Here is a 22,531-nt window from a genome sequence, read left to right as displayed (position 1 = left end):
AACTATCTGCTCCCCGGACTCAAGGGGACTTTGTCTGAATGAGGTTTTGATCCATGTCTGAAGAAGAGATGAAACAGGGTGATGGTGAAGGACGCGCTCCGCGTGGTGAGAGGGCTCCCCGTGGGGATCGTGGTGGGGATCGCGGCGATCGTGGAGACCGAGGAGACCGAGGAGACCGAGGGGACCGTGGAGAACGGGGTGGAAAGAAGGGCGGCCGCCGCGGGTTCGGCCGCCGGAAGGTGTGCCGGTTCTGCGTGGACAAGACCCGGTACATCGACTGGAAGGACATTCGCGCGACGCGTAACTACGTGGGTGAGCGTGGAAAGATCGTCCCGCGCCGCATTTCGGGCACCTGCTCGAAGCATCAGCGGCAGCTCAAGGTGGCTATCGAGCGGGGCCGGAACATGGCACTGCTCCCCGTGGGTGAGGCCAACCGGCGCTGACGGCTGGCCGGGTTTGTCCGCTGCGACCGGCGGTTTTCCATTGTGAAAGCCGCCGGTTTTGTGTTTGGAGGCGGCTTTGATGTTCGCGGCCGGATTCCTGCTGTTCATCCTGCACATGATCGCGCTGGTGGCGCTGCCGGTGATTGGTGCGCTGGGCGTGCAGCGCCGTCCCCGTGAGGCCGGCTACCTGTTCCTGTCGATAGCGGCCGTCGCCAGCGGGCTGGCCGGTGGCCTTCTGTTTCCGGGTGATCTGAGAGAAATTGGCGGCATGATGGCCGCCGGAACCGTATTCCTCTTCGGCGTCATGGCGGGGGAACAGGCCCGGACAGGCCGGCTTCTCGTCCCGTTCGCATGCAGGACACTCGCCATTACGATTTTGCCGGCTGGTGTACTGGTCGCGGCCTTTGCGCTGAAAGCGGGCGATGAATTCTACCCGGCACTCCGGCAGATACTGGAGTCCGCCATCGAGGAAGCAATCCGGTTCCAGATGCTCCAGGGAACTCTCACCGAAGACCAGGCGCGGGAGTTCCGCCTTCAGCAGGGGGACCAGCTTCATGTCCGGACGCTGCTCATGCCGGGACTGTTCATGTCCGGATGTGCCGCATGGCAGGTTACCTACATGGCCCAGTTCGCCCGGTACAGCGGCGTCTGGTCAGAGGAAACGCTCCGCGCCTTTCGGTGGCCGGATTGGCTGATGGTTCCGGCACTGCTGCTGGCCGCCGTTACCGGCGTGCTGGGGCTGCTGGACGGCTACTGGCAGGAGTATTACGTCGCACTGGGGTTTCTCTATGGATTTGCAGTGTTATATGTCGCGCAGGGGATGGTGGTCGTGGCCGTTTTCTTCCGGTCGGTCCGAATTCCCGGCTGGCTGTCATGGCTGGTCCTGGTAACCCTCTTTCCGGTGGTCCTGGGAGTGGGGGTAACGGACCTGTGGGCCGACTACCGGAAAAGGCTGTCCGGTGGCCGTTCCAAGACCGGCCAAGAGTGAGAATAACCAGTTGATATTACAATAGATTTGACGCCGGACCCGGCGGCAGCTACAAGGTCCGCCTTCCGTTTGGTGGCCGCTGTCTGCGGAGCCGGGCGGTTTTAGGGTGGAGAGCAGTACTCATGCGAGTGATTCTGAAAGACAACATCGAAACGTTGGGCCAGATCGGCAAGGTCGTGGATGTACGGCCGGGTTATGCCCGTAACTTCCTCATACCGCGGGGTCTCGCCGTGGTGGCCGACGAAGGCAAGGTCGCCCAGATGAAGCACGAACTGAAGGTCGCGGAGGACAAGGCTCGCAAGGTCCGGGCCTCGGCGGAACTGCTCGCCAAGCAACTCAAGGATTTGCATGTCGAAATCCGCGCCAAGGCCGGCGAGGGCGGCAAGCTGTTCGGTTCGGTCGGCGCTGCCGATATTGCCGAAGCGGTTCACAAGAAGGGCTTTGCCGTCATTGACCGCCGCGACATCAAGGTCGCCTCGCCGATCAAGCAGCTCGGCGATTTCCGGGTGCCAGTGAGGGTCCACCACGAACTTTCGGTCGAAATTCTCGTCACGGTGGCGCCGGAAGAAACTCCGGACGCCTGAGCCGGAAACCGGATTTACGGATGGAGAGGCGGCCATAAGGCCGCCTTTTCGCGTTTATGTGCGTTATACGTATGTCACGCCCTGACATATGCCTGGTGTAACCTGATGGCAGGTGGGGTTTTCCGGGAGTTATTCCGTGAAAAAATCTGCTTGCTCACACCCCATCCACAACCTTGTCTGCAACCGCATCCGGACAGTTGGAGTATAAGCAGGGCTCTCGTCAGCGGGCAGCAGACGGATACCCGTTCAAACAGGGATCAGCAGGAATTGTCATGGACGAACTGAGACTGGTTACCAATCGTCAGGGTGCTCGGGAGGCGGGTGCTCCGTTGCAGGCCCCGGCGAATCCCGAGGCCGAGGAAGCGGTGCTGGGTGCGGTGCTGCTCGACAATGCCGCGCTCGACCAGATCGATTTCCTGGAACCCGGCGATTTCTACTCAACCTTCAACCGGCAGATATTCGAGGCGATGCGGCAGCTCGAAAGGGACAAGTCCCCGATCGACCTTGTATCGCTCGCCACCCGGCTCGAAGCGCTCGGCGTCCTGCAGCAGGTGGGCGGGCGGCTGCATCTCCAGTCGATGGCCGAGCGGGCCGTTACGATCGTCGATATCCGCTATCACGCCAGCCTGATCCGGGATAACTCGATCAAGCGAACAGTGGCCCAGGTGAGTGGCGAGATCCGGGAGCGCGCCTATCAGCCCGACTCGGATGCCGGACAGCTCCTTGACGAGGCGGAGGAGAACATCCTCCATATCCGCCAGCAGCGCACCAAGGAAAACGTCCCGCACGTGGGAGGCCTGTTCAAGGGCCTCTTCGAGGAGATCACGGCCCGCTGGGACCGGAACGAAGAGTCCGGAGTCGCCACGGGTTTCAGCGATCTGGATGAAATCCTGTCGAACCTACAGCCCGGAGCCTTTGTTGTCGTTGCCGGACGGCCCGGATCGGGCAAGACGTCATTCGTGATGAACGCGGTCGCCCATGCGGCCTCCAGGGGGCTGGACCCCGAACGGCCGGATTACCAGCAGATAAAGCCGCATCCTGTCGTCGTCTTTTCGCTCGAAATGAGTTCCAACGAACTGATGCTCCGGATGCTGTCGTCCTCGACCGGGATGTCAACCAAGAACCTGACGCGCCGGGGAGGGCTGCATGAAACCGAATACCGGCGCCTGGTTTCGTCCGCCGATGTGATTTCCCAGTCTCCGGTCTGGGTGGACGACAACGGCCGGGTGTCGACGCTCGACATCCGCGCCCGCGCCCGCCGGATCAAGCGCGAGGTCGAGAAGTCTGGCAGGTACCACAAGATTGGCATGGTGGTGATAGATTACCTGCAGCTCATGGATGGTCCGCCGGGAACCTCGCGGAACGCCAGCCGCAATGACATCGTCGGCCAGATTTCCCGCGACCTGAAGATGCTGGCCAAGGAACTCCAGTGGCCGGTGGTGGCGCTCTCGCAGCTGAACCGGAAATCCACCGAGCGAAACGATCAGAAACCCCAGCTTTCGGACCTGCGCGAATCAGGTGCCATCGAGCAGGATGCGGATGTCGTGCTGCTGATCCATCGCCCCGAAATGTTTGTGCCGTATGAAGTTGCCAAGGAGAAGAAGTGGCTTGGCCTTGCCAAGATCATCGTCGCCAAGAACCGGCACGGCCCCACGGATGACGTGAACCTGACCTACCTCAAGGAGATCACGAAGTTCACCAACCGCGCCAAGGGCGATTTCCCTGATGATTCGGTACCGGCCGAGGAATAAGGGTCGCAGACTTGTCCCGCCGGTTCCGACGGGTATTCTCCCCCGCCGGAGAGCGGGTAAAGCCGTCTCAACTGGAGCGCGCCCATGGCCGAGCTGGTGCAGATTTCAAACCCGTTCAAGATCAGGACCTGTCAGGGGCTTGGCAACTACGCGCTCGATGTTCACTGGGACGACGGGCACCATTCGATCTTTACCTATGACCAGCTGCGGGTGCTTCAGCCGCCGCCCTTTGACCGTCCGAGCCAGAAGTCACCGCTGGCCGGAGCTGGTCAGGCCAAACCGTGGCCACTCAAGGTGAAGGTAGCCGACGGACGGATGATGGTGAGCTGGTCGGACGGGTACGACGCCATTTACACGATGGATGCGCTCCGCCGGGACTGCCAGTGCGCCGAATGCATTCCGCATCATCACTGATTCCCCGTCGAGAGAGGTAATGCTTCCCGATGCCCAGTGTTATTGAGTCTCTGCAACTGGACCGCTCCCGGACGGTGCTGTCGGTGGTTGACTATCAGGAGCGTCTGTTTGCTGTCATGGATACCGCCCATCGGGAACGGGCACTCCAGAATGTGCGTATCCTGCTGGAGGCGGCCCGGGTGCTTTCCATTCCAGTGGTGGCAACCGAGCAGTATCCCAAGGGGCTCGGCCGCACCATTCCGGAAGTGGTAGAGGCCTTCCCTACACTCAAGGCAATTGAAAAGACCGAGTTTGCCTGCCCGGACAATGCCGAATTCATGCATGTGCTGGAAGGATTGAGGAGGCCCACCGTCCTTCTTGCAGGCATGGAGACCCATATTTGTGTCTATCAGACCGCCCTGAAACTGCTGGAAAAGGGTTATCTGGTCCATGTCATTGCCGATGCGTGTCTCTCCCGGCGCAAGCTCAACTGGAAGACGGGGCTGCGCCAGTGCGACCGGGCTGGAGCCGTTGTGACGACGGCCGAAAGCGCCGTGTTCCAGCTCCTTGGCAGGGCCGGCACGGACGAGTTCAGGGCAGTCTCGAAACTGGTGAAATGACGCTAGGCGTTCTGCCACCGGTCGACGTCGGAGGCCTGGTCGGTCAGTTCCGCTCCATGCCGGATGCAGCGGGCCTCCACATATTCGAGCATCCGGTCGAGCAATGCCCGCAAGGCAAGCGCGTCGCCGCCGACCACGGCGAAAGTCAGCTCCGCCTGTGTATGATGGTCGTGGAGATCGGTTTCTGACGCCGAACAGCGGAACGCCCGCCGTGTCTGGTCAAGGATGGACCGCACGACCTTGCGCTTGTCCTTGAGTGAACCGGCGCCGTGCAGCCGGAGCCAGACGGTCAGTATGCCAACCTGTACGGCCATCCGGCAGAGTATAGTCACTCGTCCGGGAACGTCCTGAAAAAATCCCTGACGTCGGAAATCACCTGTTCCCATTTTCCGCTGGACCGGCGGACGGGCGGGAGCGAATCGGTAAAAACCCTTCCGAAACGCTTGGTGACTATCCGTGAGTCCAGGACCGTCACCACGCCCCTGTCGGTTTTTGAGCGGATCAGGCGACCAAACCCCTGCCGGAACCGGATCACCGCCTGAGGGACCGACATTTCGTCAAAGTCCGAGCGGCCCTCCTTCCTGATCCGTTCGGCGCGGGCGACCTGAATTGGCTCCGACGGCACGGTAAACGGCAGCCGGGTGATGATGACGTGCCGGAGCTGGTCGCCGGGAATATCCACGCCTTCCCAGAAGCTTGCCGTCGCAAAAAGGACCGGTTTTGCCGAGTTTCGGAACTGATCGGCCAGCCGGCCCTTGCGGCCGGCTTCCTGCCGGAGGGCCGTCAGGCCTGCCGCCGAAAGCACCGGTTCCAGTTCCCGGAATGTCCGCTCCAGGAGCTGGTAGGACGTGAACAGCACAAAGGCATGACCCCGGGAAGCGAGAAGAAGCTCCCGCAGCCAGTTGGCGAGTTTCAGTGCGAACAGGTCCGACTTGGGATCGGGAATGTCGCCCGGTGTCGCCAGCATTGCCTGACGGGCGAAATCGAACGGACTGGTGAGCAGCAGTTCGGTCCGTCGTTCAGGTTGCCTGCTCCGGATGAGCCCAGACTGCCGTTCAAAATTGGCGAATTTCCCGGCCACGGCGAGGGTAGCACTGGTCAGTGCGACTGCTTCGACGGATGGCTGGCTGAATATGGCCTTGTCCAGAAAGGGACCAGGATCGACTGGTGCACGATGCAGTGTCACCCGGTGGTTGTCGGCATCGAGATCTACCCAGGTGCAGTATTCGTCGTCGTCAGTAAGCAGTATGGCCAGGTCTTCGGCGGCCAGTTCCAGCCTTCCCTGCAGCGAACGCATTTCGACAAGATTTGCCTCCGTCTCTTTGCCAAGAGGACTGTCGCCTTTCACGCTCCGGGTGAGGGCTTCCAGCAGTCCGGCAAGCCGCACCAGCTCGGTCATCAGCTCCCGTGCGGGGGTTTCGACCGATTCCCCGTAGCTGGGGAGGCTGCGCTCACGCCGGGTGATCCGGAGCTTGCGGTACCGTCCGCCGCGTTCTCCGGAGGGAAGCATGCCGTCGAATGTGTCGAACCACTGGTCGAACACCTTGCGCCCGGTATCGCGGACGCGGATGACTTGGCCGCGGACTTCGCCGGCCGCCTTGAGCAAGGCCACCCTCGGTTCGCCGGGTTCACTGGACCGGTTTATCCGGGTTTCAAACTGCGCGAGCAGCCCTTTCAACGGGTCTTTCGAGGAGACGAGTCTCTGGCAGACCTTGGCCATCCGCGTGGCGGAAAGCGTCGTTGAGGCCGCCGTCGTTCCGGTATCAGGCAGGTGATGGGCCTCGTCGATCACGACGGCCTCAAACGGCGGGAGGACGGCCGCATCAGAAAACTGGTCCAGCTCGGTCTTGAGCGCCAGGTCTGAAAGCAGGAGATGATGGTTGACAATGAGGAGCTCGGATGAAGCGGCCTTCCGCCGGGCCTGATAGTAAAAGCATTCGTTGTAGAAAGGGCATTTCGTCCGCAGCGTCTGGTCCGTCATGGAGGCGACTTTTTCCCAGACCGTTTCGCTGACGCTGGAGCCGAAGTCCCGCCGTTCGCCGGTAGGAGTTGCCGACGCCCATCGCGCCAGTTCCCGGACGGCATCGGACGCCTCATCATCCAGTTCCAGCGTTTCCTGCCGGGACAGTTCTGCAGCCTTGCGCTTGCAGACGTAGTTTGACCGCCCCATCAGCGTCGCCGCCCGCACGGGTGCTCCGGTCGCCTTTTCCAGCAGGGGGATGTCGTTCTCCACGAGCTGCTGCTGAAGCGTATGCGTGGCTGTGGAGATGGCGACACGCTTCCCATGGCGGCGCGCCCAGTCGAGGGCCGGGACCAGATAGGCGAGTGACTTGCCGACACCGGTTCCGGCCTCAACGACGGCGATACCTTTCAATTCAAAGGTATTCGTCAGCATCTCGGCCATGCGTCCCTGTTCCTCGCGGGGCTCAAAACCGCTGAATGCCCTGGCCAGTCCGCCACCCGGGGAAAAAGTGCCGCGCAATGCCTCAATATCAGGTGGCGGGGCGTCTGCCTCCTGGAACGGCTCCACAACCCGGTAGATACGGGTGACTTCGCTATCGATAATAAAAAACCCGACCCCCCGTGCGCCCAGCTGGGATGCAATTTCAAGGTCAGGTTCCGATGGCTGGAGGTTCCCGCCAGGATGATTGTGCACGACGGCTTCGCCCGATTGCGGACGGAGCTGGGGCGCCGGCACTGAATCGGGGCCGCCTCTGGCCATCGGCTCTGCCCAGAAAATACGGCCGGCTTCATCCATGCGGGCAAGAAAATAGACTTCATTGCCGCCGCTGGCCGCGATCTCGGCGCGGAGCGACTTTTGTGCGGAAGGAGTCCAGGGTGGATCGGGAACTGGGGACACTACGGGCGAGTATGCACGGAGAAACGGGTCCGGCAAGGTTGACCGGACGTGGCGTATGCTAGGGTTCAGGCTCGCCATGCGGCACCCTGACGGCTGCCGGGGCTGAAAGAGTGCTCGTGGCCCATCCGCTTCTCGATCCCATGCTGGCTGGAGACCGGCGGGCGTTGGCCCGGCTGATCTCGCTGGTGGAAAACCGGTCGGAGGGTTCCGGCGAGCTGCTGGCGGAGATCTATCGCCGCAGCCGCGGGGCGAAAGTGCTGGGTATTACCGGTCCGCCCGGTGCTGGCAAAAGCACGCTTACCGACCGGCTGGTTGCGCGTTTTCGCCGCCACGGTGAAAAGGTGGCCGTTATCGCCATCGACCCGTCAAGCCCGTTCACGGGCGGGGCCATTCTGGGCGACCGGGTGCGGATGCAGAGCCATTCGCTGGACGAAGGTGTTTTCATCCGGAGTTTCGGTACCCGTGGCGCGCATGGCGGGCTGTCACGGGCCACCCGCGACGTTGTGCGGGTTTTCGACGCGGCCGGTTACGGCCTGATAGTGATTGAAACCGTCGGCGTCGGCCAGACGGAGCTGGATATCATGGAGCTGGCCGACACGACGGTCGTGGTTCTGGTGCCCGAGGCTGGCGACACCATCCAGACGATGAAGGCCGGGCTGATGGAGATCGCGGACATCTTCGTGGTGAACAAGTGCGACCGCGACGGGGCCGAGCGGATCAAGGTGGAACTGGAACTGATGGTCCATCTGTCTGACAATCCCGACTGGACGGTTCCGGTGCTGCTCGCGGCGGCGTCGCTCGACCAGGGTGTGGATGAGATCGCCGGTGCATTCGGGCAGCATCTGGAGAAGACCCGCGACACGCCCGCCCGCGAGCAGAAGCGTGCCGAGCAGCGGCTCGCCCAGTTCGTGGAAATTGTCCGGGATGAAATGGAAAACCGGCTGAAAGCCGCCACGGGCGCTGGAGGGGTACTCGGCCAGCTTGCGTCCGAGGTGCGCGCCGGAGCGCTGAATCCCTATGAGGCGGCCCTGAAGGTTCTGGCCGATTCCCCGGCGCTTGCAAAAGTACTTTTTCCGGACCGGTAGCTATTTCCCCTTGAAGTTCGGCTTGCGCTTCTGGAGGAACGCGGCGATTCCTTCGCGGGCGTCCTCCGTGTTGATCACCTTGGCAAGTTCACCTGAGAGATATTTTACCGCCGCATCAAACTCCATCGCCTCCTGCTTGTAGAAGGCGTTGAGCCCCAACTTCATGGCGATGGGCGATTTCTCGGCCAGCCTCTGGGCCCAGGACGCCACTTCAGCATCAAGCTGGTCCGCCGGCACGGCCTTGTTGATAACACCCCAGTTCTCGGCCTGTTTGGCGTCTATCCGTTCACCAAAAAGACACATTTCGAGTCCCTTGCGGCGCGGCACATGCCGGAAGATATTGGCCATGATCATCATGGGCCAGATGCCACGGTCAATTTCCGGGGTGCTGAACTGTGCGGTGTCCTCGGCCAGTGCGAACTGGCAGCCCATCATGAGCCCCAGCCCGCCCGCCAGGGCGTATTTGCGGACCTTGGCGATGATCGGCTTTCCGCAGGTCCGCTGGGCAATCAGCAGTTCGGGAAACGACCCGCGATGCGGGATGTCAGACTTCTGGGAATCGGCCATGCCTCCCAAATCCGCGCCTGAACAGAACACGCCGCCCGAACCGGTCAGGACGATCACCCGGACACTGGAATCGTCCCGGGCCGTTTCCAGCGCAAAGATGATCTCGTTCGTAAGGGCTTGGGACAGGGCGTTCTTCTTTTCGGGGCGGTTCAGCGTGATCGTGCAGATGTGCCCGTCCACTTCATACAGGAGCGACGTAAAGTTCGGCATGAAAAATCCCTCTCAGGCGAGCTGTTTCAGGTCCAGGGTGGCGAGATAGTTGGTGTCGTATTTCCCGGCGCGGAACCGATCCTCCCTCAGCACATGCCGGTGGAGGTTCAGGTTCGTCTGAAGCGGTTTGATCACCGTTTTGTCCAGGGCGGCGGACAGCCGGTCTATCGCCTCGCTCCGTGTCGCTCCGTGGCCAATGACCTTCGCGACCATCGGATCGTAGAAGGGCGTGATCTCCGATCCTGCCCGGACACCGGTATCCACGCGCATGCCATCGCCCCAGACCAGCTCATCGATCTTGCCGGGGGCCGGGAAAAAGTTTTTCGCGGGGTTTTCGGCACAGATGCGGCATTCGACCGCCGCGCCGGAACGTTTCACCTCGCTCTGCGCGAGGGGGAGTCTTTCTCCGACAGCCACGCGGAGCTGCCACTCCACGAGATCAAGCCCGGTCACGGCCTCGGTAACAGGGTGTTCGACCTGGAGTCGGGTATTCATTTCAATGAAGTAGAAGTTGCCCTTCTCGTCAGCGATGAACTCGATGGTTCCGGCATTCGTGTAGTTGACCGCCTTCGCCGCCAGTACCGCCGCGTCAAAGATTTTCCCGAGCACGTCGTTCCGGCCTATGAGCAGCGGGGCGGGTGTTTCCTCGATGATCTTCTGGTGACGGCGCTGGACCGAGCATTCACGCTCAAAGAGGTGGATCACGCTGCCATGCGTATCGCCGAAAACCTGCACCTCGATATGGTGGGGATTTTCGATGAATTTCTCGATATAGAGGCTGCCATCGCCAAATGCCTTCTGGGCGCGGGAAGAAGAGCTTTCAAACGCCTTGACGATTTCATCTCCTGACTTCACCAGCGTCATGCCGATGCCGCCGCCCCCTGCCGCTGCCTTGAGCAGGACGGGATAGCCGATCCGGTCGGCTTCCAGCTTTGCATCGTCAGCGGTCTGGACGATTCCGGCCGAACCCGGCACGGTGGGCACTCCTGCCGCCTGCACGATCCGGCGGGCGACGCCCTTGTCTCCCATCTGGTGCATGGCATCGGCTTCGGGACCAACGAAGACAAGACCGGCGCCACGAACGGCGTGGACAAAGTCGCCGTTTTCCGAGAGGAAACCATACCCTGGGTGCACACCATCGGCACCGGTCCTCCTTGCGGCCTCCAGGATTGCGGCTGTGTTCAGGTAGCTTTGTGGCGGAGGGGGCGGTCCGATCAGCACGCTTTCGTCAGCCATCTCCACATGGGGTGCCTTGGCGTCGGCTTCCGAATGGACTGCGACGGTCTTGATCCCGAGCTTTTTTGCCGTTCGGATCACGCGGCATGCGATTTCACCCCGGTTGGCCACCAGCAGCTTGCGGATCATCGGTCGTCGCCCCTTCCGAAACTGAATGATTGTTCATTCAGTATGCCTCCTGTGTAGTCACAGGGACCAATGGAAGGCAAGACGGGCCTATCCCCTCAGCTGCAGGCGTCGAGCAGGATCTCCGAGATATCCTTCAGCTTGAAGTTTTCTTCCCGGTCGGTGGTCTTGATGCCGTCCTGGAACATGACCATGCAGAACGGGCAGGCGGTCGCCGCGGTTTGGGCGCCGGTTTCAGCCGCTTCATTCACGCGGATGCGGTTGATCTTCTCTTCTTCCTTCACCTCGTACCACATGTTCGCCCCGCCGGCGCCGCAGCAGAAGCCGCGCTCTCCCGACCGCTTCATCTCCACCAGCTCCGCACCGGAAGCCTCCAGCACCGAACGGGGGTGGTCGTAGTTATCGTTGTGGCGGCCCAGGTAGCAGGAGTCGTGGTAGGTGATTTTTTCCTCGATCTTCTTCTTGGGCCGGAGTTTGCCGCCCTTGACGAGTTCGTCGAGGAATTCCGAGTGGTGAACCACCTCAACATTTTCGAGGCCAAGATCGGGATACTCGTTCTTGAACGTGTTGAAGCAGTGGGGACACTGGGTGAGGATCTTCTTCACGCCGGTCATCTTGAACATCATGATGTTCTCGATGGCGAGCTGCTGGAACAGCCCCTCGTTTCCGAGCCGCCGGGCCGTGTCGCCGGTGCAGCCCTCTTCCTTGCCCAGCACAGCGTATTTCACGCCAGCCATTTCGAGGAGCTTCAGGACCGACTTGGTAACTTCCGTATTGCGGGAGTCGTAGTTTCCGGCGCAGCCGATCCAGTAGAGAACGTCGAACTCGGGCTGCTGCTCGACCGTAACGGGCTTCACCGGCGAGTCGCTGACCCAGGCCATGCGGTCGCCGCGGGCCATGCCCCAGGGGTTCTTGTTGTTCTCCATCTTCTTCATGGTCTCGATCATGTGGGGCGACTGGTTGCCCTCATTCGCCATGTGGCGGCGCATGCCCATGTACATGTCTACATGCTCAATGAAGACCGGGCAGGCGGTGACGCAGGCGTTGCAGGTCGTGCAGGACCAGACTGTTTCCGGATGAATGGCGTCATCGGAAACCAGCGAGGGGCGCTGGTCGAGGGGTGTATTCATGTACTTGGCCGAATAACCCGCCACGTTCCATACGAAATGCATGGGTGAGAGATCCCGCCCGGCGGCCGTGGCCGGGCACTCGGTCGTGCAACGGGCACACTTGGTGCAGGCGTCCACGGAAAGGAGTTGCTTCCACGACAGATCCTCGATCTTGCCGAATGAACCGGCGAAAAACTCCGACTCCTCCATATCCTCGCGCATTTCGAACTCTTCGTTGCCGTCGGCGTCCTTTTTCCAGTTGAACAGTTGGAACGGTGTCACCATCTTGCCCGTCGGCTTGTGGGTGCGGAGGAAGATGTTGAGCGGCGAGGTGATGATGTGGGCGAGTTTTCCGTACGGGATATAGGCGATGAATCCGAACACAAGGACCATGTGGATCCACCAGATTGAATTGTGGAAATAACCCAGTCCGTTGAACCAGTAAGGGGCCTGGTCCCATGCGCGGAAGCCGGTTGGCGTGCCGGGTTCGCCGAAGATGGCGGTCAGCAGGTAGCCGGTCCAGCTTCCAACGGGCGACCAGGCCCGGAACGGTTCGTCCACGAGGGCGATGCGGGCACCTTCGAGCAGGTAGCCGGTGACGGCAATGGCGCCGAACATGCCGATGATCCGTAGGTCATCAACGGAAGTTTCCAGATGCTTTGGTTTCTTGATGAACCGGCGGTACAGGGCGATACCGAGACCGAGGATGAATACTAGTCCCATCACATCGAGGAAAAACGAGTAGCCGAGATAAAAATCACCATGCCAGAAGGCGAGGCTGGTGCCGAAGTGCTCGTCCAGCTTGCGGGTGATATCGTACTCGATGGCGACGATCGTGGTTCCGATGAACAGCACGATGAAGCCGTAGAAGATCATCTGGTGCATGATCCCGGCCAGCCGGCGCTCGGATACGCGCTTCTGGAGCATGCCGTATACCAGGAAGTCCTTCACCCGCTGGCCGATGTCACTCAGGTCAAACTTCCCGCTGGCTTTCCGCCACCGGGAAATCATCGCCCAGAACCCCTTGATGAAAAACACCATCGAAATGACAAAACCGAGATAGAGCCCGCCCTTGACGGCCAAAAGCCCGCTCTCGGTCGTTGCAAGGTTGAAGAACTCAGGTTTGGAAATCGCCTTTTCGCCGATCAGTGCATGCGGCGGCAGTTCCTGGACCTTGTCCTTGCCAATCCGCTTGACGGCATCGCGTTCGGTTTTCTTCTGATGATTCTGGTAGTTTTCCTTGGAATAAGTGTTCGCCATGGGACCTAGTTGCCTCCGGAGACTGGGGGTGGTAGACACTCGGGCGATGGGCGCCGTGAAAACGCAAGCGTTTCCAAGGGTCTATGTGCATCCGAACCGGATGTGACCCTCGGGAAGGCTGGTTATCACAGGCCCCCCGAACCGTCAACGAAGTTTCGGGTTTGATGGTTCTGGATGGCTCCGGCCGGGACTCCTGCGACAGTTTGGGTGCAGGAGGGAATGCCCGGACGAAGGCGTGCGGCGGATATCCCGGTACCGAATACCGTTCATGAAGTGCGTTCCCGCGCCCCGGCTGACGTGAAGCCCGGACCGGCGGCCCCCTTCCTGAAGCACCGGGTATAAATAGAAAGCCGTACGGAAAGAGATTCGCTTCTGAAATCGTACGGCGTTACCCAGCTTCTGGTTCTGGTGGTGTCACTGGTGGCGCTATCTGGGGCTGTCGCGCTGGGGACAGTGCTCGCGCCCGATCCTTGGCCCGGTTTTGTGATTCCGCCCTACTGGCAGCAGGTCGAAGGCGACAAGGCCATCCTGCGGTTCAAGACGCGCCAGCCGGTCCCGGTGAAAATAACCGTCGATCCGGCCGCCGAAGTTACGGGCGACCTCGCTGCTACACCAGGTCTGCGGCATCTGGAACTGTCCGGTCTGGAGCCCGGTCAGCGGTATACGGTGCGGATCGAGCCCCAGGCAGTCGATACGACTGCTTCGGTGGTTACCGCGACCGTTCGTCCGGTTCCCGAAGCGACCGAGACTCTCCAGGTGCTCGTGCTCGGCGACAGCCGCCGTTATGCCGATCGGGCCCGCAGCGTGGCCCGGGCGGCGTCCCAGGAGCGTTTCGACCTGATTCTGCATACCGGCGACCTGGTGAACTATCCGGGTGATCGCTCACTGTTCGCCACGGCCTTTTTCGGTCCCCTGGCCCCGCTGCTGATGCAAGCGGAGGTTGTCCCGGCGATGGGCAATCACGAAGACGCTGCCGAGGAGTTTCACGACTTTTTTGAGTTACCCGGCAACGAGCGATGGTTCCGCATGGTGCGCGGGCCTGCGGAGATCATCGTGGTTGCTACCGACGAATGGCTGGACGACGGTTCGCCTCAGCTGACCTGGCTCGATGAGGTGCTTGGGCGGCCGCTGCGCGAGTTCCGGATCCTCATGCTTCACCGTCCGGTTGTCACGTGGGCCGGGCAGTGGGGGCCGCATGAGCCGGCTGCGTCGGTTCTGCTGCCCCGGCTCCGGCGGGCAGGGGTGAGGCTCGTCCTTGCCGGGCATAGCCATCTTTATGAGCGCAATCTCAAGCTGACTGAACCCGAAATCCTTTACGTCACTGCCGGCCACGCCGGCAGTGACTGGCATTCGGGCCAAAGGGAACGGCCTCCCGACGTGGTGGGCCGGACCATATTCGAAACCCTCGGTTTCGTGACCGTCCAGTTGTCTGACAACGGTGCGGTCATGGAATCCAAAGACACGGCTGGCGCGGTATTGGACCGCTGCCGGTTCGAGCGCACACGCTGGAACTGCGAACCGAACGATTGAGACGGTCCGGTTCCGGCGGGATGCACACACAGAAAGGAACATCATGAAACGCATGCTGATTAACGCGGCCGAGACCGAAGAAGTCCGGGTCGCCATTCTCGACGAGGACCGTCTGGAAGACCTGGATATCGAGGTCGGCGAAGGGAACTCGATCAAGGGAAATATATACCGGGCCCAGGTCGTGAATATCGAACCGGCCATACAGGCGGCTTTCGTCACCTATGGCGGTGACCGCAATGGCTTCCTCCCGCTTGATGAGGTCAACCCGCGAGCGCTTGTCGCGGTGCCCAGGCAGGGCCGGAGCAAGAAGGCGAGCGCGCTTCAGCCGCTCGGTGATGAGGGCGTCAAGCCCAAGATGGAACTGCTGGTGCAGGTGACCCGTGATCCGATCGGACAGAAGGGTGCCGCACTGACTTCTTACATCGCGCTGCCAGGCCAGTTTCTTGTTTATCTGCCGCAAACCGAGGGCAGTGGAGGCATTTCGCGCCGGATCGAGGATTCAGGCGAGCGTAACCGGATGAAGGAGAAGATAGCCGGTTTAAACCTTCCACCCGACACCTCGGTGATCGTACGCACAGCGGGGCTGGAGCGGACCACGGCAGAGCTCAAGCGAGAGTTCAAGAATCTGGAGCGGCTGTTCAAGGCCATCCAGAAGGCCTATGCCGGCAAGAAGGGTCCGGGGCTCCTGTACCGTGAGGAAGGTGTGGCGCTCCGGATGGTCCGCGACTACTTCCACGACGACATTGAGGAAGTGTGGGTCGATGAGCAGGAGACCTATACGGCGGTTCAGGCATTCTTCGAGCTGACCCTGCCGAAGTTCGTTGACCGCGTGAAGTTCTACGATGGGCGGGTTCCGCTTTTCACCCGGTACCATGTCGAGGAACAGATCGAGAACACGATGACACGGCAGGTGCCGCTGGTTTCGGGCGGATCAATCGTGATCGACCAGACGGAAGCGCTGGTGGCCATCGACGTAAACTCCGGCCGGACCCGCCAGGAGCGGACCATTGAGGACACGGCGCTCAAGACCAATCTGGAGGCCGCCGGCGAGATCGCCCGCCAGCTTCGCCTGAGAAACATGGGCGGCATCATTGTCTGCGACTTTATAGACATGCGGGACCGCAAGAATCGCATGAAAGTGCAGGGCGCACTGTCGAAGGCGCTCTCAACGGACAAGGCGCAGATTACGCTCGGCCGGATCGGACAGTTCGGCACGATCGAGCTGCTTCGCCAGCGCATGCGCACGGCTGGCGGCACCGCCGGCTGGACACCCTGTGCCGCCTGCGGCGGCGTGGGCCGGGTCCGCAATCCGGTCCGCGAGGCGATGGCTGTGCTGCGGGCGCTGGCACTGGAAGTGGCGTCATCGAAGGAAGGAACGCTGATTGATGCGAAGGTTCCGCACGATGCGGCAATCTATCTTCTGAACGAGAAGCGTTACGAAATACGGAAGCTGGAAATTGAAGGCCGGGTGAAAATCGTCATTGAACCGGCGCATGTGAAAGAGCTCTCGGTCCAGCGTACTTCGGAGGCATTCCGTTTCGAGGATCATCCTGAAGAGGTGGTCACCCGCCAGCAGGTCCGCCCGGGAGGGGCGGAGGGTGCGGTGACCCTGAAGGATGCCCTTGCGGTTGCCAGTGAGGAAGGCGACGAGGAAGAAGAAGCGATAGAGGACGAGGCACCGCCGCAGGCCCCGCCCCGATCCGGACGGCAGGGTGGAACGGATGACCTTGGCCCCCGTGATCAACGGGAGCCAAGGGGTGCAAGGCAGCATCGGGAGCCGGGCCGCGGGCGCACGGAAACCGCCCGCGAGAAACGGCGCCGCGAACGGCGCGAGCGGGAGAGCCGCATGATCTCATCCTATGCAGCCGGGGAAGCCAGCGATTCGATATACGATCCGTTTCCTTCGGAGCCGGTCCGCCGCCACGGCGAACCGCCGCGGGAGCCAGCGCGGGAAAGCGTGACGCCCCGCGAGATCGTGGAGGCCGTCCGTCCGGCATTTGATGATGACCGTTTTGCCACCGATGACGAGGAAGCGGTCCCGATTGGTGATGAAAGTTATCCCGAAGACGCTGCGGCAGCCGGGGGCAACGGTTCAGACGGGGGATCAGCCGGCTCGCCGGACAGCGAAGGCGGGAGCGGTTCCGTTACAGGAGAAGCCGAAGCGGGCGATGACGGGGATCTCGCCGACGACGAGGAAGATGAGGATGCCGTCAACCGGGCGCTGGATTCGGCCGTAAAGCAGGCTGCTGGCGGCCGGCCCCGGCGGCGCGGTGGCCGCCGCGGAGGACGCGGGCGCGGAGGCGCCCGGCCTGGCGGCGCGGCGGTATAACCCCGGATTCGCCGGCTACTTTCTCTTCTTTGGCTGCTTGGACAATAGCAGCGGTGCCCGGAGCACGAGCACATGGATGGGCGACTCGCGCACGAGCCGTTCGGCTACCGAACCGATCAGCGCATGGGCAAGTCCCGTGCGTCCGTGGGTGGTGGTGACGATCAGGTCCGCCTTGATCTTCTCGGCTATTCGCCGGATCTCCTGGACGGGCAATCCCGGCACGACCCGGCCCTGGACCTTGATCCCCGACTTCTTGGCCCGGGCGGCAACCGGTTTGAGAAATTTCTCCATCTCGGTCCGGGAGCCCTCTTCGACCCGCTCCAGAATATCATCCCCGGCCGACAGCCCGGCCATTGCCAGCGTGTAGCCAGAGACGGGTTCAACGATGTGGAGGAAGGTGAGGTCGGATCCCCATTCTTCGGCGAAATCCATGGCGACATCCCGGAGGTAGGCGGAAAAGTCGGAAAAATCGACCGGAACCAGAACCTGCTTCGGCGTGAAAGTGCTCATGACGGTTTATGCTCCTTGCGCGTCCGGCGAATTACATATCCGGAATCCGTCGCGGACCGGAATGATGTATCTCATAAGGAATTGATTCGCCACAAGCGGGCAGGGTAAGGCCGCTTTTACTGTCCCGGGTGTCTTTTAAATGGCCATTTCCACGTTCAATTTCCAGCTCGAACTGACTCATGATTACCAGGTGGTTTTCCGGGGCAAGGTGGTGCTGGGGCGGAGCGCGCCCGAGGAGAGCGACCTCCACATACTGCTCAAGTTTTTGGCCTGGTGTCTTTTCCACCATGAAAACCTGTCGGTTGAGAAGCAGGACGTCGATCCCGACTACCGCCCGGATCTCGTGGTGCAGCGGCTGGATGGAACGGTCCACGCCTGGATAGAGGTGGGCAATACCAGTGCCCGCAAGCTGGACAAGGTGACGCGGAGGTATTCAACGGCGCGGGTGTATGTCCTGCACCAGAGCGAACGCGCCATCCAGAGCGTCCGGGAGCAGGTGCGCCGGCATGTGGAACGGAGCAGCAGGGTCGGGTTCGTCTGGTTTGAAGACGGTTTTTGTGACCGGTTTCTCCGGCTCCTGACTGATAAAAATGATGTGGTGTGCAATCTGGCTGGCGAGGACACGCTTGAGCTGACCATGAACGGGGACTGGGCCCAGACACAGGTTTTCCGCAAGATGGCGGAAAGCTGATTCGCTGACGGTTAATCCGCGGGGAAAAATCACTCTCGCCCCCGGTGGTTCCGGATGCTATGGAACCCCTGCCGCCCGGCCTCCCGCGATGGCCGGACCCTGCACAACAGCGAGCCGACGAACCCCGCCAGGTCCGGAAGGAAGCAACGGCACTCGAGCCTCCTGTGTGTTGCAGTGGCCCGGCCTTCGGGGGTGGTCTGGCGGCGGCATTCCTGCCCGCATAGCAACGGAGAGAACTGACCCGATGTCATCCTATCTGGTACTGGCACGGAAATACCGGCCCCAGACGTTCGAGGAGATCGTCGGGCAGGAACACATTACGAATACGCTTCAAAGCGCCATCCAGCTCGGGCGCGTAGCCCATGCCTACATGTTCTCGGGATCGCGCGGCACCGGGAAAACATCCATCGCCCGCATCTTCGCGAAAGCGCTCAACTGCCTCGAAAACAGCAACGGTATTCCCTGCAATCGCTGCGAGTCCTGTGTCGAGATCACCCGCTCCACCGGGGTTGATGTGATCGAGCTGGATGCCGCCTCCAATCGCGGCAAGGAAGACGCTGAGCAGCTTCGTGAAGCCGCCCGTTTCGCCCCGGCCCGGGGAAAATACAAGATTTTCGTGATCGACGAGGCGCACATGCTGACTAACGAGGCGTCGAATGCGCTGCTCAAGGTGCTTGAGGAACCGCCGCCCCATGTCATTTTCATGTTCGCAACGACCGAGCCCCACAAGATGCTCGAAACCATCCGGTCCCGCTGCCAGCGGTTCCAGTTCCGGCGTCTTCCGGTGCAGGTCCAGGTAGATCAGCTTGCCAGGGTAACAGGGGCGGAAGGCCTCAGGTTCGACGCCGAAGCGCTCAAGGTGATCGCCCGCGAATCGCAGGGCGGCATGCGGGACTCGCTCGCTCTGGTGGATCTCATTGCCTCATCCCGGAAGGATTCCGCAGGGGCGGTAACAGCAGATGAGGTAACGGCACTTCTGGGGCTTGCCGACCGGGATCTGCTCTGGCGAACAGTCAACGGGGTGCTGACACGCAGTTCGGCGCAGATCCTGGAGGTTGTCGAAACGGTCTACTCCTATGGGCTCGACGTGAAGGATTTTCACTCACGCCTTCTGTGGATGCTCCGCAACGCCATCGTCGTAAAGTCGGTGAAAATGCCCGGCGATGTGCTGGACCTGACGACCGATGAGATCGAACGCCTGCGGGAACTGACAGAGAACCACTCGCTCCAGCATCTCGATCACCTGTTCCAGATCTGCCAGCGGGCGGAAGACACCCTCGCCCGGACCAGCCATCCCCGGGCCGTTCTGGAGGTCACTCTGGTGCGGATGGCCGAGCTGCCGGAAGCTCTTGCTTCCTCTGAACTGGCGGGACTGGTTTCTGGCGGGCCGCCTGCTGCCGGAGTTCCAGGCCAGCAGTCACACAACAGCACACCGTCACCGGCGCGTGAGGCAGGCGGCCGCCCCCCGGCGACGGCATCTGCGAACATCCCCGGCGCGGAGATCCTTAACCGCTGGTCAAACGGGAATGCCTCCCGGCGTCCTGCTGTGCCTGCTCCTGCACCGGTCCGTGCATCTCCGCCAGAGCGTCAGGCAAACAGTACGGTTCGCGATGGAGGTGACAGACGTCAGGCACCAGCGACTGCTGCCGCGAAGCCAGCCGCCCGGACACCGGCGGTCAATGATCTTGCCCGGACTGAACCGGCGGTGCGGGAACTTATTGAGGTGGCCGAGCCGGTGGATATCCGCATACGGAACCAGAATGAAGATTGATTCATTGATGGGTGTCTTGACCGGTTTCGACAGTGCTCCCCATAATCGCCCGGTTAGAGAGTTGGCCAGTGGCTGTGAGAGGCGGCGGCTCGTGTCTGCCGCCGCAAGGTGTCTGCTCAATGGACGCCGGCTTCCCGTCCGGCCGTGAAGGAAAATCATTTTCGTGACAGATAAAGACCAGAAACAACCCGGTGAAATACCTCCCGATGCCCCCGAGCTCTCCCGGCAGGTCAGTGCTCCTGGTGGAAACCGCCGTCCGCTTGCCATCCTGCTGGCGCTCACTGCCCTGGTGGCTGTGGCTGTGTCGGTCTGGACACTGACGCGGCCTAAAGGCGGTTTGTATGGCCAGGTGATGATCAACAATGAGGTGGTCCGGCGGACAAAAGTGCACCTTCAGGTGCAGGACAAGGACGGCCGGGTCGTCCGGGATCTGCTCGAAACCGATGCCCAGGGGTACTACAAGATCATGCTCCGGCCGGGTACCTATCGTCTGGTCAACGCGGCAGAAGACCCCCAGTTTCTCAAGGTAGGAAACGACAGCCTGGAAATCATCCGCAAGGACTCGCCTGTGGGGCGTGACCTGGTGGTGGCCGACAGCCTGCTTGACATGAAGGCTGTGCGGGTGGGCCGGGCGGGCCGCATACTGGGTCCGCTGGAAGGCTCCATCATCATGCCGGACGAAAAGTTCCAGTGGGTGCCATATCCCAACGCCAGCCGGTACGTGATCGATCTGGCCTATTTCGAGACCGGCTCAAGGGCGGCGACGGCCACCTTGTATCTGGAGGCCGAAGCGAGCGAGTGGGAATTTGCTTTCGCAGATGCGTATGGCCGCCCCCTCGGCACGGAGGCGTTCCGCGCCCTGAATCCGCAGCATCCGACACGCTCCCTCAATCCGGGCGGCGTGTACCGCTGGACGCTGATGGTATTCAACGAGGACGGCTCGCTGAAGACCACGTCAAAGCCGGTCAGCTTCAGTGTTTCCAATACCGAACAGGCGATTCTGGCTGTGAAGGCCCGGGAAGCCGCGACCATGATGGAGCTGAACCGGAAAATGGGGGTGTTGGCGGGACGTATCACCAAGAGCGGACTTCCGGTGAAGAGCGTGACCTTCAGGATCACCATCGACAGGGTGGAGCGGCAGTCCGGGCAGCGCAAGACGTTCCCCTATCTCGAATCGAAGACCGACGAAGATGGCAACTTCGAGATACCGCTGGAGGAAGGGGTCTATTCGGTCATCGAGATGCAGCCCCAGCCGGGGGACACGATCCTCGACGTCATGCAGGGCGGAGCGATCCTGATCCCCGGTGCGCCTTCCGCCATTTACGAGGTGATTGCGGGCCAGAAGGCGGTACTGCCCGACATCCAGATCGTTTCCTCGGTCAAGCCGAAGTACCCGGTTAACGGCCAGAGAAACGTGGATCTCCGGCCCACGATCGAGTGGGACAAGTTCGAGGACGCCAACAGATACCAGCTGACGCTGCATTATATCGATGAGCATCAGCAGCGCTCGACCGTGCTGATCGCCGTGACCAACCAGACGAGTTACACGATCGAACGGATCAATCTGCCCCCCGAAATGCAGGCCCAGCTCAACCACCCTGCTGAAGGACTGAAGCCGGGCGGTCACTACAGCTACCATATCATCGCCTCCAAGGAGCCCGACCAGAAGCTCATTTTTGACCGCAACAAGCCGCCGCCCCAGTGGATCCGCAAGTCGGAATCGCTGTGGACCGATTTTTACGCAGCCAGAAAATAGTGACGCGGCTCTCTTCGGGACCATTCCACAATTAAACAGTCTGGCGCAGATATCTCTTCGCCATGATGAATATTTCCCCGCCGGATGCGACAAATATCACGCAAGGGATGCGTGACTTGTACTGGACTGTTCGCAAAAGGCGTCACTGAACCTGACTATTGCGGTGAGGGTTCACTGCAGACGGGCGGTTTGGGGCCGTTTAGGTTCTGAAAATGCTCGTCAGTCCGCATTTCTGCATACCCGCAGCATCTCCCGTCAGACGGCACGGTTCTTGTTAGTCCCCAAGTGCAGAGGTGAGCCCCAGAGGCCGGCCAGCCCTGCACGAATTTGGAGGGGACCAGCATGCATTCGATCCTTTATTTGTCCTGTCCAGCGGAAGTTGCCGTGCGCCAGGTGCCCCGCCGTGACCGGCGTGATATCCGCGTCTGGAAAGTTGAGGGCTCACTGGTCCAGGAGTCCGCCGCCGCCCTCAAGTTTCTTGCCGACGAGATTGTCGACGACGCCGAAGGTCTGGAGATAGACCTCACCCTTGCCAGCTTCGTGGACGCCGGTGCAGTCAGCATTCTCCAGCACATGCAGCGGCGGGGTGTGATCATTACCGGCCATGAGCGAATCGGCGTTGACCTGACCGAAAGCGACAGTCCCCTGGTTGACCGGCAGGGCCTTGAGGCGTTCTTCGGTAACTCAACGCTCTGCTACGCGTAGGCTTTTG

Annotated in this window: 19 protein-coding genes and 1 other RNA gene; 14 read left to right on the top strand and 6 right to left on the bottom strand. The window is 61.3% G+C overall.

Going from position 1 to position 22,531, the window contains the following annotated elements; genetic code table 11:
- The first annotated feature begins 53 nt into the window (after positions 1-53).
- The 6 genes from rpsR to KIT79_02980 all read left to right on the top strand — a co-directional run bounded on the left by rpsR (position 54) and on the right by KIT79_02980 (position 4,779).
- Complete coding sequence (gene rpsR / locus KIT79_03005) at positions 54-443, top strand: 30S ribosomal protein S18 (GenBank protein MCW5828263.1); 390 nt, start codon at positions 54-56, stop codon at positions 441-443.
- A 79-nt stretch (positions 444-522) separates the two neighbouring features.
- Positions 523-1,431, top strand: coding sequence for a DUF2232 domain-containing protein (locus tag KIT79_03000; protein MCW5828262.1), 909 nt, complete (start codon positions 523-525; stop codon positions 1,429-1,431).
- 122 nt (positions 1,432-1,553) lie between these two features.
- Complete coding sequence (rplI, locus tag KIT79_02995) at positions 1,554-2,015, top strand: 50S ribosomal protein L9 (GenBank protein ID MCW5828261.1); 462 nt, start codon at positions 1,554-1,556, stop codon at positions 2,013-2,015.
- A gap of 272 nt (positions 2,016-2,287) precedes the next feature.
- Positions 2,288-3,766, top strand: a complete 1,479-nt coding sequence (gene dnaB / locus KIT79_02990) for a replicative DNA helicase (protein ID MCW5828260.1) — start codon at positions 2,288-2,290, stop codon at positions 3,764-3,766.
- A gap of 84 nt (positions 3,767-3,850) precedes the next feature.
- Positions 3,851-4,180: a DUF971 domain-containing protein gene (locus KIT79_02985; GenBank protein MCW5828259.1), complete on the top strand. Its 330-nt coding sequence runs from the start codon at positions 3,851-3,853 to the stop codon at positions 4,178-4,180.
- A gap of 29 nt (positions 4,181-4,209) precedes the next feature.
- Positions 4,210-4,779, top strand: coding sequence for an isochorismatase family protein (locus KIT79_02980; protein MCW5828258.1), 570 nt, complete (start codon positions 4,210-4,212; stop codon positions 4,777-4,779).
- A gap of 2 nt (positions 4,780-4,781) precedes the next feature.
- On the opposite strand, the gene KIT79_02975 is transcribed toward KIT79_02980, so the two are convergent.
- Both KIT79_02975 and KIT79_02970 read right to left on the bottom strand, forming a co-directional pair.
- The gene (locus KIT79_02975) at positions 4,782-5,093 is read right to left on the bottom strand and encodes a DUF503 domain-containing protein (GenBank protein ID MCW5828257.1); all 312 of its coding nucleotides are present in this window, start codon (positions 5,091-5,093) and stop codon (positions 4,782-4,784) included.
- Positions 5,094-5,107: 14 nt separating this feature from the next.
- Complete coding sequence (locus KIT79_02970) at positions 5,108-7,639, bottom strand: helicase (protein MCW5828256.1); 2,532 nt, start codon at positions 7,637-7,639, stop codon at positions 5,108-5,110.
- A 140-nt stretch (positions 7,640-7,779) separates the two neighbouring features.
- Between KIT79_02970 and meaB the strand changes: the two genes are divergently transcribed.
- Entirely contained in the window at positions 7,780-8,724 is a 945-nt protein-coding gene (gene meaB, locus KIT79_02965; GenBank protein ID MCW5828255.1) for a methylmalonyl Co-A mutase-associated GTPase MeaB, read from the top strand.
- Here the strand turns inward: meaB and KIT79_02960 are convergent, their stop codons facing one another.
- The 3 genes from KIT79_02960 to KIT79_02950 all read right to left on the bottom strand — a co-directional run bounded on the left by KIT79_02960 (position 8,725) and on the right by KIT79_02950 (position 13,232).
- Positions 8,725-9,501: an enoyl-CoA hydratase/isomerase family protein gene (locus tag KIT79_02960; GenBank protein ID MCW5828254.1), complete on the bottom strand. Its 777-nt coding sequence runs from the start codon at positions 9,499-9,501 to the stop codon at positions 8,725-8,727.
- Positions 9,502-9,513: 12 nt separating this feature from the next.
- Complete coding sequence (locus tag KIT79_02955) at positions 9,514-10,866, bottom strand: acetyl-CoA carboxylase biotin carboxylase subunit (protein MCW5828253.1); 1,353 nt, start codon at positions 10,864-10,866, stop codon at positions 9,514-9,516.
- Between the two features lie 95 nt (positions 10,867-10,961).
- Positions 10,962-13,232, bottom strand: a complete 2,271-nt coding sequence (locus tag KIT79_02950) for a 4Fe-4S dicluster domain-containing protein (protein ID MCW5828252.1) — start codon at positions 13,230-13,232, stop codon at positions 10,962-10,964.
- Positions 13,233-13,652: 420 nt separating this feature from the next.
- Between KIT79_02950 and KIT79_02945 the strand changes: the two genes are divergently transcribed.
- Together KIT79_02945 and KIT79_02940 are read left to right on the top strand one after the other, a co-directional pair.
- Positions 13,653-14,762 (top strand): metallophosphoesterase, encoded by a 1,110-nt coding sequence (locus KIT79_02945; protein ID MCW5828251.1) that lies wholly within the window; start codon positions 13,653-13,655, stop codon positions 14,760-14,762.
- 43 nt (positions 14,763-14,805) lie between these two features.
- Positions 14,806-17,091 carry an Rne/Rng family ribonuclease gene (locus tag KIT79_02940; GenBank protein MCW5828250.1) on the top strand — a complete coding sequence of 762 codons (2,286 nt, stop codon included), beginning with the start codon at positions 14,806-14,808 and terminating at the stop codon, positions 17,089-17,091.
- Positions 17,092-17,106: 15 nt separating this feature from the next.
- Here KIT79_02940 and KIT79_02935 read toward each other — a convergent pair whose 3' ends face one another.
- Positions 17,107-17,601 carry a universal stress protein gene (locus KIT79_02935; protein ID MCW5828249.1) on the bottom strand — a complete coding sequence of 165 codons (495 nt, stop codon included), beginning with the start codon at positions 17,599-17,601 and terminating at the stop codon, positions 17,107-17,109.
- A 139-nt stretch (positions 17,602-17,740) separates the two neighbouring features.
- Here KIT79_02935 and KIT79_02930 point away from each other — a divergent pair, with 139 nt between their 5' ends.
- From KIT79_02930 to KIT79_02910, 5 genes are all read left to right on the top strand, one after another.
- Positions 17,741-18,292 carry a YaeQ family protein gene (locus KIT79_02930; GenBank protein ID MCW5828248.1) on the top strand — a complete coding sequence of 184 codons (552 nt, stop codon included), beginning with the start codon at positions 17,741-17,743 and terminating at the stop codon, positions 18,290-18,292.
- 90 nt (positions 18,293-18,382) lie between these two features.
- An RNA gene (gene ffs, locus KIT79_02925) (signal recognition particle sRNA small type) lies at positions 18,383-18,480 on the top strand.
- Between the two features lie 56 nt (positions 18,481-18,536).
- Entirely contained in the window at positions 18,537-20,063 is a 1,527-nt protein-coding gene (gene dnaX / locus KIT79_02920; GenBank protein ID MCW5828247.1) for a DNA polymerase III subunit gamma/tau, read from the top strand.
- Positions 20,064-20,226: 163 nt separating this feature from the next.
- Positions 20,227-21,819 carry a hypothetical protein gene (locus tag KIT79_02915; protein MCW5828246.1) on the top strand — a complete coding sequence of 531 codons (1,593 nt, stop codon included), beginning with the start codon at positions 20,227-20,229 and terminating at the stop codon, positions 21,817-21,819.
- A 342-nt stretch (positions 21,820-22,161) separates the two neighbouring features.
- Complete coding sequence (locus KIT79_02910) at positions 22,162-22,524, top strand: hypothetical protein (GenBank protein ID MCW5828245.1); 363 nt, start codon at positions 22,162-22,164, stop codon at positions 22,522-22,524.
- The last annotated feature ends 7 nt before the right edge of the window (positions 22,525-22,531 follow it).

It is taken from the genome of Deltaproteobacteria bacterium, assembly GCA_026129095.1.
GTDB lineage: Bacteria > JAGRBM01 > JAGRBM01 > JAGRBM01 > JAHCIT01 > JAHCIT01.
Note: the sequence above shows the minus strand (reverse complement) of the source record. Positions and strands in the feature narration are given on the sequence as shown.

Coding starts and splice junctions, on each gene's coding strand:
- dnaB (MCW5828260.1), top strand. CDS start 2,288: ATGGACGAACTGAGACTGGTTACCAATCGTCAGGGTGCTCGGGAGGCG.
- KIT79_02910 (MCW5828245.1), top strand. CDS start 22,162: ATGCATTCGATCCTTTATTTGTCCTGTCCAGCGGAAGTTGCCGTGCGC.
- KIT79_02955 (MCW5828253.1), bottom strand. CDS start 10,866: ATGATCCGCAAGCTGCTGGTGGCCAACCGGGGTGAAATCGCATGCCGC.
- KIT79_02985 (MCW5828259.1), top strand. CDS start 3,851: ATGGCCGAGCTGGTGCAGATTTCAAACCCGTTCAAGATCAGGACCTGT.
- KIT79_02940 (MCW5828250.1), top strand. CDS start 14,806: ATGAAACGCATGCTGATTAACGCGGCCGAGACCGAAGAAGTCCGGGTC.
- KIT79_02980 (MCW5828258.1), top strand. CDS start 4,210: ATGCCCAGTGTTATTGAGTCTCTGCAACTGGACCGCTCCCGGACGGTG.
- dnaX (MCW5828247.1), top strand. CDS start 18,537: ATGTCATCCTATCTGGTACTGGCACGGAAATACCGGCCCCAGACGTTC.
- KIT79_02960 (MCW5828254.1), bottom strand. CDS start 9,501: ATGCCGAACTTTACGTCGCTCCTGTATGAAGTGGACGGGCACATCTGC.
- KIT79_02975 (MCW5828257.1), bottom strand. CDS start 5,093: ATGGCCGTACAGGTTGGCATACTGACCGTCTGGCTCCGGCTGCACGGC.
- KIT79_03000 (MCW5828262.1), top strand. CDS start 523: ATGTTCGCGGCCGGATTCCTGCTGTTCATCCTGCACATGATCGCGCTG.
- rpsR (MCW5828263.1), top strand. CDS start 54: ATGTCTGAAGAAGAGATGAAACAGGGTGATGGTGAAGGACGCGCTCCG.
- KIT79_02950 (MCW5828252.1), bottom strand. CDS start 13,232: ATGGCGAACACTTATTCCAAGGAAAACTACCAGAATCATCAGAAGAAA.
- meaB (MCW5828255.1), top strand. CDS start 7,780: ATGCTGGCTGGAGACCGGCGGGCGTTGGCCCGGCTGATCTCGCTGGTG.
- KIT79_02935 (MCW5828249.1), bottom strand. CDS start 17,601: ATGAGCACTTTCACGCCGAAGCAGGTTCTGGTTCCGGTCGATTTTTCC.
- KIT79_02930 (MCW5828248.1), top strand. CDS start 17,741: ATGGCCATTTCCACGTTCAATTTCCAGCTCGAACTGACTCATGATTAC.
- rplI (MCW5828261.1), top strand. CDS start 1,554: ATGCGAGTGATTCTGAAAGACAACATCGAAACGTTGGGCCAGATCGGC.